Genomic DNA, 7,795 nt, shown 5'->3' with positions numbered 1-7,795 from the left:
GAAGCTTTCTTCAGGACGCTCGAAATTTGCTCCCTGAAGATCTGCTCAAGCAGTTGCAGGAACGACATCGCAATACGATTGCACACAGCTAACACTTCAATAGGTTGTTTATGACCGCCCTTGCGCGCATTCAGGAACTTACCGCTCAGATTCCATCAAGTTCATGGAATATTGAGATAAGTGGGACCCTCTGTGAGGTCACCCCTAATCACCTCAGAGTTAAAGGCCTTTCCGGCGGTGTCAACTTAGGAGATCAAGTCTCCTATATGAGCAACAACGGTGAAGAATTTGGCGAAGTCATCCGAATTGAGCCGGATAGTGTGCTCGTAAAGCCTTACGCGTCCAGATCGGATCTTGGACTAGGCATTAAAGTCAAACGCTGCGGTGAACTCAGCTTCTACCCTGACAACAGCTGGAGAGGACGCATCATCAATGCGTTTGGGCATCCTATCGATGGTCTGGGATCGATGGCTGAAGGGCCTACGCTTGCGTCTTTCAACAATCTCCCCCCTCCCCCGGTTCATAGAGCGCGTGTAAAAGACGCTGCACTGACTGGTGTGCGGGTCCTCGATCTCTTCACACCGATTTGCCATGGACAGCGCCTCGGTATCTTTGCAGGCTCTGGTGTTGGTAAATCAACACTGCTTTCCATGATTGCCCGAAGCAACTCCTTCGATACCGTTGTGATCGGCTTGATTGGAGAACGTGGTCGCGAAGTGCGTGAATTTGTCGAAGAGACACTTGGGGATCAACTCTCAAAGTCTGTCGTAGTTGTTGCAACCGGCGACGAGAGCCCAATGATGAGGCGCCTTGCTCCGAAGACTGCAATGACAGTTGCAGAACACTTCAGAGATCAAGGACAGTCCGTTCTTCTTATTGTCGATAGCGTGACACGCTATGCGCATGCACTGCGTGATGTGGCGCTTGCGGCAGGTGAACCTGCCCTGTCTCGAGGATACCCTCCAAGCGTCTTCTCTGAGCTCCCTCTCTTATTGGAGCGCGCAGGGCCTGGGATAGAAGGTAGCGGCATGATGACTGCTATTTTCTCCGTTCTCGTGGACGGTGATGATCACAATGATCCAGTTGCTGACAACATTCGTGGTCTGTTGGATGGTCACGTGGTTCTGGACAGGCATATTGCTGAAGAAGGCCGCTATCCAGCCGTAAACGTGTTGGGCTCCATTTCACGCCTTGCACAGAGCTGCTGGTCACCTCAGGAGCGAGAGCTTATCACGAAGCTCAAGGCTATGATCGCCAAGTTCGAGGATACCAAAGACTTGCGTATGATGGGCGGCTATAAAGAGGGCGTAGACCCACTTTTAGATCAGGCTATTGAGATTGCCCCTAAAATCTATAGCGCGCTTGTACAGGGCTTAGACGCACCTTCAAGCCAGGACGCCTTCAACGAACTAGCACAATTACTATAAGATTTGCTGAGATTACTCTGAACAACAAAAAAGGCTGCAAATGCAGCCTTTTTTGTTGTTACAGCGAATTGATAATGTAGCCAAGATAGCGCTTTGAATCGATGGGATCGTATCCCATCTGACTACGCAACTTTTTGCGAAGCTTACTGATGTGGCTTTCGATCACGTTCTCGTCTACTTCACTTTCAAAGATGCCATAGACGAAGTTGTAGATCTGAGTTTTTGTCAGACGGCGACCATTGTTTTGTGCAAGGTACTCAAGGATACGGCGCTCTCTGCGTGGCAGTGCGAGCGTATTACCTTTGATCTCCGGATCCCTTCCATCGAAGTAAACCGTCAGATCACCCAGTTCAACGTTTATGCTCTGGTTTGTTGTTCGACGCTTGATCGCATTTACACGCGCAAGGATTTCCTGCGGGTGGACCGGCTTGCGGACGACATCATCAACACCAGCAGCAAACAGTTTCAAGGTCTGTTCAAGTACTGGACTGCTATTTAGAACCAAAACCGGCTTCTGTGAGCATCTACGGCGAATAATCTGAGAAAACTTATCTCGTTCGCCAATCTCACCAATCAAAATGGCCTCGACGGCCTCAAACTCTGTATCAGGCGCAGTATTTAGCCAATCCCGAAAGTCGTCCGGACTAAAGCCGCTTGTCGAGATGCCTTCGCGCTCAAATCCAGATGCATACCCATCGGTTACAAGCTGTTGTTCATCAACAATTAAATACATAACCCCAACCCATTCATTCCCAAATGAATATATCGCTGGTAAATCAGAGAAACACATTCTGTCAATTTCTCTTGAAGATTTTTTACCTTCAAAACCAAGTAAAACCCTACAGAAAACTATAGTAATTATAATAGAAAATAAGAATAAACTTTATTTACAATTTTATCTTAATTTAATTTACAGGTACTGTTTTCTGCCGTTTCTCGGAAAATGATGCATTTTACCCTCAAATTTTTATACCTTTAAATTTTGTAGGACAAAAAGCAGAGAGGCATATTTTTGCCACATCCTCTCCATATTTGAGTTCCCGTTTAACGCGAAAAATCCTTGGGATAAACTATTAGCAATTTTAAGTTAGCATCTGCATATGCAAGGAGTAGAATCAAAATAAGCTTCGAAATATGAGAAAAACGGGCGTACTTATACTTATTACAGTAATTGAGTTGACTAATGTAATTTTATCTAAATTGACATATTAACCATTCAATTCTTAATAGGCATTATTTTCCTACTTATAAAAGAAATGTTTTCTCCTAGAAGTTTAGATAAATGAAGGCGCATTACTCTCTTATACTCGTCACAATTCGACTACAATTTTACCACAATGTCATTCTTTTTTCAGGCAAGGATACCTCTTTATCAGGGGGCTATACCTAACTGTGGGATGTGTTTCATCTCAGGTTATGTACTATTGCGTTTCAACTCTAACAAACTTATTTGCACACCCAAAAGCGGTCGGCTCGTGCAGGAGACACAATGATAATTACAGTAATAGGCAGCGGATACGTGGGGTTGGTGTCAGGCACCTGTTTCGCTGATTTTGGTCACGAAGTCATTTGCGTAGATAAAGCAGAAGACAAGATTGAAAAACTGAAGAACGGTGAGATCCCAATTTACGAGCCGGGACTGGAAGAACTTGTTGCAAGCAATGTTAAGGCTGGACGCCTGAGCTTCACCACTGAGCTTGCAGAGCCCGTCTGTAAAGCAGACGTTGTTTTCATAGCCGTTGGCACCCCTTCCCGCCGCGGTGATGGGCACGCTGATCTCAGCTATGTTTATGCAGCAGCAGAAGAGATCGCGTCTTCACTGGATGGCTTCACCGTTGTTGTAACAAAGTCCACTGTTCCTGTTGGAACTGGTGATGAAGTTGAGCGTATTATTCGCCAGACAAATCCAGATGCAGACTTTGAAGTGGTCTCCAACCCAGAGTTCCTGCGTGAAGGAGCTGCGATCAGTGACTTTAAGCGCCCTGACCGTATCGTGGTTGGCCTTTCCAGCGAGCGAGCCAAAGCGGTTATGACGGAAGTCTATCGCCCGCTTTATCTCAATCACTCTCCACTGCTGTTTACTAGCCGCCGTACTTCTGAGTTGATCAAGTACGCTGGTAACGCCTTCCTGGCGATGAAGATTACCTTCATCAACGAGATTGCGGATCTGAGTGAAGCAGTCGGTGCAAACGTTCAGGATGTGGCACGTGGTATTGGCCTTGATAACCGCATTGGTTCCAAGTTCCTGAATGCTGGTCCTGGCTATGGTGGCTCCTGTTTCCCGAAAGATACACTCGCTCTCGTTAAAACAGCACAGGACAATTCCAGCCCAGTTCGTCTGATTGAGACCACTTGTTCTATCAATGACCAGCGTAAACGCTCAATGTCCAAGAAAGTGGCTGCAGCTGTTGGCGGTGAAGTGCGTGGCAAGAAGATCGCTGTTCTTGGCCTGACTTTTAAGCCAAACACAGATGACATGCGTGACAGCCCTGCTCTTTCTATTGTGCAGGCGCTGCAGGACAAAGGCGCTGACATTCACGCTTACGACCCAGAAGGCATGGAAGCTGCCGTTGAGCTCATGGATGATGTGACTTTCGGAAGCAATGCCTATGAGATTGCAAAGGATGCGCATGCCCTCGTGATTGTGACTGAGTGGGATGCCTTCCGCGTTCTCGACTTTGGTCGCCTGAAAGAAGAGATGGCTTCACCAGTCCTTGTCGACCTTCGGAACATCTATGGTAAGGACGAAGTTGAAAAACACGGCTTCTCCTACACCTGCATTGGTCGTCCTGACGAAGAAATCTGATCGTTTTGTCCCGGTGAAGCACTTTTTCACCGGGACTTTTCCAGCTCTCCAAATCCTTGCCCCATTTTTCAGTGCTGTTACCACAGAGGTGACAATTGCGGTTTGCTTTCAATGGGCAAGTCATGCGAATTTTAATTATCGCATGGGCAGATTCTCTCAGAGCTAATCCCAAGAGCTTTTGAGCTGAGAAGAATCTGCATATTTTAAGGTTGTGGGAGCTTTTCCTAGTTGCTTTATAAGCAAACAAGTAAGCGAGGCAGTTTTGCCTCTGGTTTGGCGTGGCCTTTTACAGTGCCGCGGCTTTCTGTGCTGTTTGCGTGCCTGTTCTTTGCTCTGAGTTCCGCCTCTCCAACTCATGCCTTTGAGCTCTTTGGATATCATTTATGGGGTGAAAAAGCCGAGAGTGATGAAGATCAGAATGTGGGCGTTCCAGACCCAACTCCCTATACTGTGGAATTTCGCGTTACCGGTGAAGATGAAGAAGCACCAAGTGACGTGGAAGAAGAGCTGCAATCCGTCAGCCTTCTGATTCAGGATGTCAAAAAACTGCCTTCTGGTGCAAGCGGTGTTCTTGCTCGTGCGACAAAGGACTTTGAACGCCTAATCGGTAAGCTGTATGAAGATGGCTATTATGGCGCGCTTGTTGAGATCGACGTTGCTGGTATGCCCCTTAATCAGGCGATCTTGCATCCCGAAAAGATAACTGAGCGCCCCATACCTGTTCTCGTGGTTGTTAATCGCGGACCGCAGTTCCATTTGGGCTCAGCTGAAATCTCTTACGAAGGTCCTGCTACGAAGAACGGCCTCGATTTGCCAGATGCTGAGACACTTGGCTTGGTAGAGGGTACACCCGCGCTTTCTGCTAAGGTGCTTACTGCAGAAAGTCAGGCCGTCAGTTTCCTGAAGGATGAGGGCTATCCGTTTGCGAAGGTTGCTGACCGGCAGCTGCTGGCTAATCATGCCAATCGTGCACTCAAGGTCAAACTGCGTGTTAACAGCGGACTCTATGCCAAGTTTGGTCCAGTTTCAGTCTCTGGCACAGTCAACATGGATCCGGAGTTCGTCCGCACGTATGCAAACCTTCCTCGCGGGGCGCAATGGGACGCTAATGTCATATCTAAAGCGCAACGCCGGTTGCGCGATCTGGAAGTCTTTTCCAGCATTCGGTTTGAGCCCGCTGACCAGCTTGATCCAAACGGAGAGTTACCAGTTACAATTGTTGTCGCTGAACGCCCTCGAAAGGTCTTCGGACTTGGTGCAAATTACTCCAGCAACGAAGGCGTTGGTGTTGAAGGTTACTGGCGTCATCGCAACTTATTTGGCAAAGCGGAGAGGCTTTCAGTTACCGGTGCTGTCGGGCAGTTGCTTGCAGTCAACAACGAGCAGATTGAGTATGCGGCTCGCATCACCTTTGAAAAACCAGGCGCAATTGGACCTTTAACAGCGTTTTCAACGAGCGTGGCAGCTGTTCAGGAAAACCCAGACAACTATCGCAGTACATCATTTGCTTATGACGCTTATCTTTCACGCGATTTTACTCCGGCTTTGAGCGGACGGATTGGAGCAGAGGTTTACTTTGCCAATGAACGGGATGTGTTTGGCAACAATGATTACTTCCTCCTCGGGATCCCTGCGGATCTGACCTATGATACGCGCAATGATACGCTGAACCCAACCCACGGCATTGAAGCTAAGCTGTTCTTTGAACCGGCCTATGACGTACTTGGCGATACTGAGAACCTATATTCTCAAGGCTCCATTGCAAGCTATCTGCCGATTGTTGGCACAGATCGTGTTGTTTTAGCTGGACGGGTTTCAGCTGGTGCAATCATTGCGCCAGCCGTTCAGGATGTGCCTGCTGCACGACGCTTCTTCCTTGGTGGTGGTGGTACCATTCGCGGCTATGCCTATAAAAACGTTGGGCCTCGCATCAATGATGAAGTCACCGGGGGCCGCAGCTTTGTGTTGTTCAATGGTGAAGTCAGAACACGTATTACTGAAACCATCGGGCTGGTTGGGTTTGTTGATGCAGGTGCGGCTTACTCAACTCAGTTCCCGAACTTTGATGAGCCGCTGAGTGTCGGCGTAGGTGGTGGTGTGCGTTACTTCACGCCTGTTGGTCCGCTGCGGCTGGATGTGGGCGTTCCGTTGGAGCCTCAACGCAATGACCCGCCCTTTGCGGTCTATATTGGTTTAAGTCAGGCCTTCTAATAGGTGCGCCTGTGTCTGGCGCGAACAATAAAGAAAGATCAAAGAGCGAATGCAACTGGTTCGACGCATCACTGCCCTGTTTGGCAAACTGCTGGCCCTTCTTCTTGTGCTGGTGCTGGTGATTTATGCCGGACTTGTGGTGACGACTAGTTTTAGTGCCGGGCGACAGTTTCTTGGATCAACACTCAGTTCGTTTTTGCCTGACATTACAATCGACCAACCCCAGCTTACAGCGGCGGGTAACATCTATGCTGAACGCGTGACACTTGAAGACACGAAGGGCGAGTGGCTGGCGGTGCAGCAGGCTGCCATACGCTGGTCCCCTCTTGCTCTTTTGGTGGGTTCACTGGATGTGCACGAGATTGCAGCGCAGCAGGTGATGCTCGCACGTCTTCCTGAAGCTACAGAAACAACCACTGAAGAGCCCCCCGCTTCGGAAGAGACGGGTCTCTCTCTTCCCTTTAGCTCTATTGAGCTTAAGCAGCTTCAGGTCTCAGAAGTTACACTTCCTGCAGAGATTGCCGGGATGCCTGCGCAATTTATGATCGATGGTTCAGCAGCCTATTCCAGCACACCAGAAAAAATCACGGGCCAGATCAACATCACTCGATTTGGTGAGATACAGGGTTCGGCGAGCTTAGATGTAGACTTTGCTCCCGCTGACAGCATCTTCAACTTCAGGGCGATTGTTTCAGAGGCAGCAAATGGCTTGGCCGCACATGTCCTCGACCTTCAAGGAGCACCTAGTTTTGCACTTCGTATGGAAGGTGGCGGACCGCTGTCGGATTGGACATCCTCCCTTCAAGTCGATCTGAACAATGCCCGTGCGATTGAAGGTGATGTTACACTTGCGCAAAGTGGGTCACAGAAAACGCTGACCACAAACCTATCTGGTGAACTGGCTCAGTTTCTCCCGGCAACGGCCTCCAGCCTCTTTGCTGGGCAAACATCGTGGTTTGCAATAGCTACGCTGAATGAGAGTTATTTGCCTTTGTCTGCTCAAGCTAAGCTTTCGACTGGTACCATTGTATTGCAGATGGAGAATGACTACTCGGCTGATGGCGGCGCCTTAATTGCGAAGGTTCAAGCTCAGACTATTGAAGGCAGCAACCGTCCTCTGCAATTCGTCACTGATGGTCAAGTTATTGGGCTAGGATCATTCGCTCTTAATGCTACCGCTTCCGGGCCTCTGGAGAACCTGAACTGGGATTTGTCTGCAAACGCAAGTCAGTTGGCAACGCAAGATGTCGATTTAGACAGATTACTCTTAGAGCAAAAGGTGATGGAGCGAAGATATCTGAGCAGCTGATTTCCATTCCTTTGGAAGCCGACCTTCAGGTCAATGGCACTC

Annotated in this window: 5 protein-coding genes; 4 read left to right on the top strand and 1 reads right to left on the bottom strand. The window is 48.7% G+C overall.

The features are described 5' to 3' along the window. Positions 1 to 110: 110 nt before the first annotated feature. Positions 111 to 1,427, top strand: coding sequence for a flagellar protein export ATPase FliI (gene fliI, locus JCM12308_RS19050; RefSeq protein WP_014285225.1), 1,317 nt, complete (start codon positions 111 to 113; stop codon positions 1,425 to 1,427). Positions 1,428 to 1,485: 58 nt separating this feature from the next. On the opposite strand, the gene JCM12308_RS19045 is transcribed toward fliI, so the two are convergent. Beyond that, positions 1,486 to 2,160, bottom strand: a complete 675-nt coding sequence (locus JCM12308_RS19045) for a response regulator transcription factor (protein WP_008551907.1) — start codon at positions 2,158 to 2,160, stop codon at positions 1,486 to 1,488. Between the two features lie 756 nt (positions 2,161 to 2,916). On the opposite strand from JCM12308_RS19045, the gene JCM12308_RS19040 reads away from it, so the two are divergent. The 3 genes from JCM12308_RS19040 (at position 2,917) to JCM12308_RS30525 (ending at position 7,753) form a co-directional block, all read left to right on the top strand. After that, positions 2,917 to 4,233, top strand: a complete 1,317-nt coding sequence (locus JCM12308_RS19040; protein WP_054784763.1) for a UDP-glucose dehydrogenase family protein — start codon at positions 2,917 to 2,919, stop codon at positions 4,231 to 4,233. 273 nt (positions 4,234 to 4,506) lie between these two features. After that, on the top strand, positions 4,507 to 6,444 hold the full coding sequence (locus tag JCM12308_RS19035) for an autotransporter assembly complex protein TamA (RefSeq protein ID WP_208978771.1): 1,938 nt from the start codon (positions 4,507 to 4,509) through the stop codon (positions 6,442 to 6,444). Between the two features lie 106 nt (positions 6,445 to 6,550). Then, positions 6,551 to 7,753 carry a translocation/assembly module TamB domain-containing protein gene (locus tag JCM12308_RS30525; RefSeq protein WP_208978770.1) on the top strand — a complete coding sequence of 401 codons (1,203 nt, stop codon included), beginning with the start codon at positions 6,551 to 6,553 and terminating at the stop codon, positions 7,751 to 7,753. The last annotated feature ends 42 nt before the right edge of the window (positions 7,754 to 7,795 follow it).

Source organism: Pseudovibrio denitrificans JCM 12308 (genome assembly GCF_001310815.1).
Taxonomy (GTDB): Bacteria; Pseudomonadota; Alphaproteobacteria; order Rhizobiales; family Stappiaceae; genus Pseudovibrio; species Pseudovibrio denitrificans.
The sequence above is the reverse complement of the archived record's forward strand: the minus strand, read 5'-3'. Positions and strand labels throughout refer to the sequence as shown.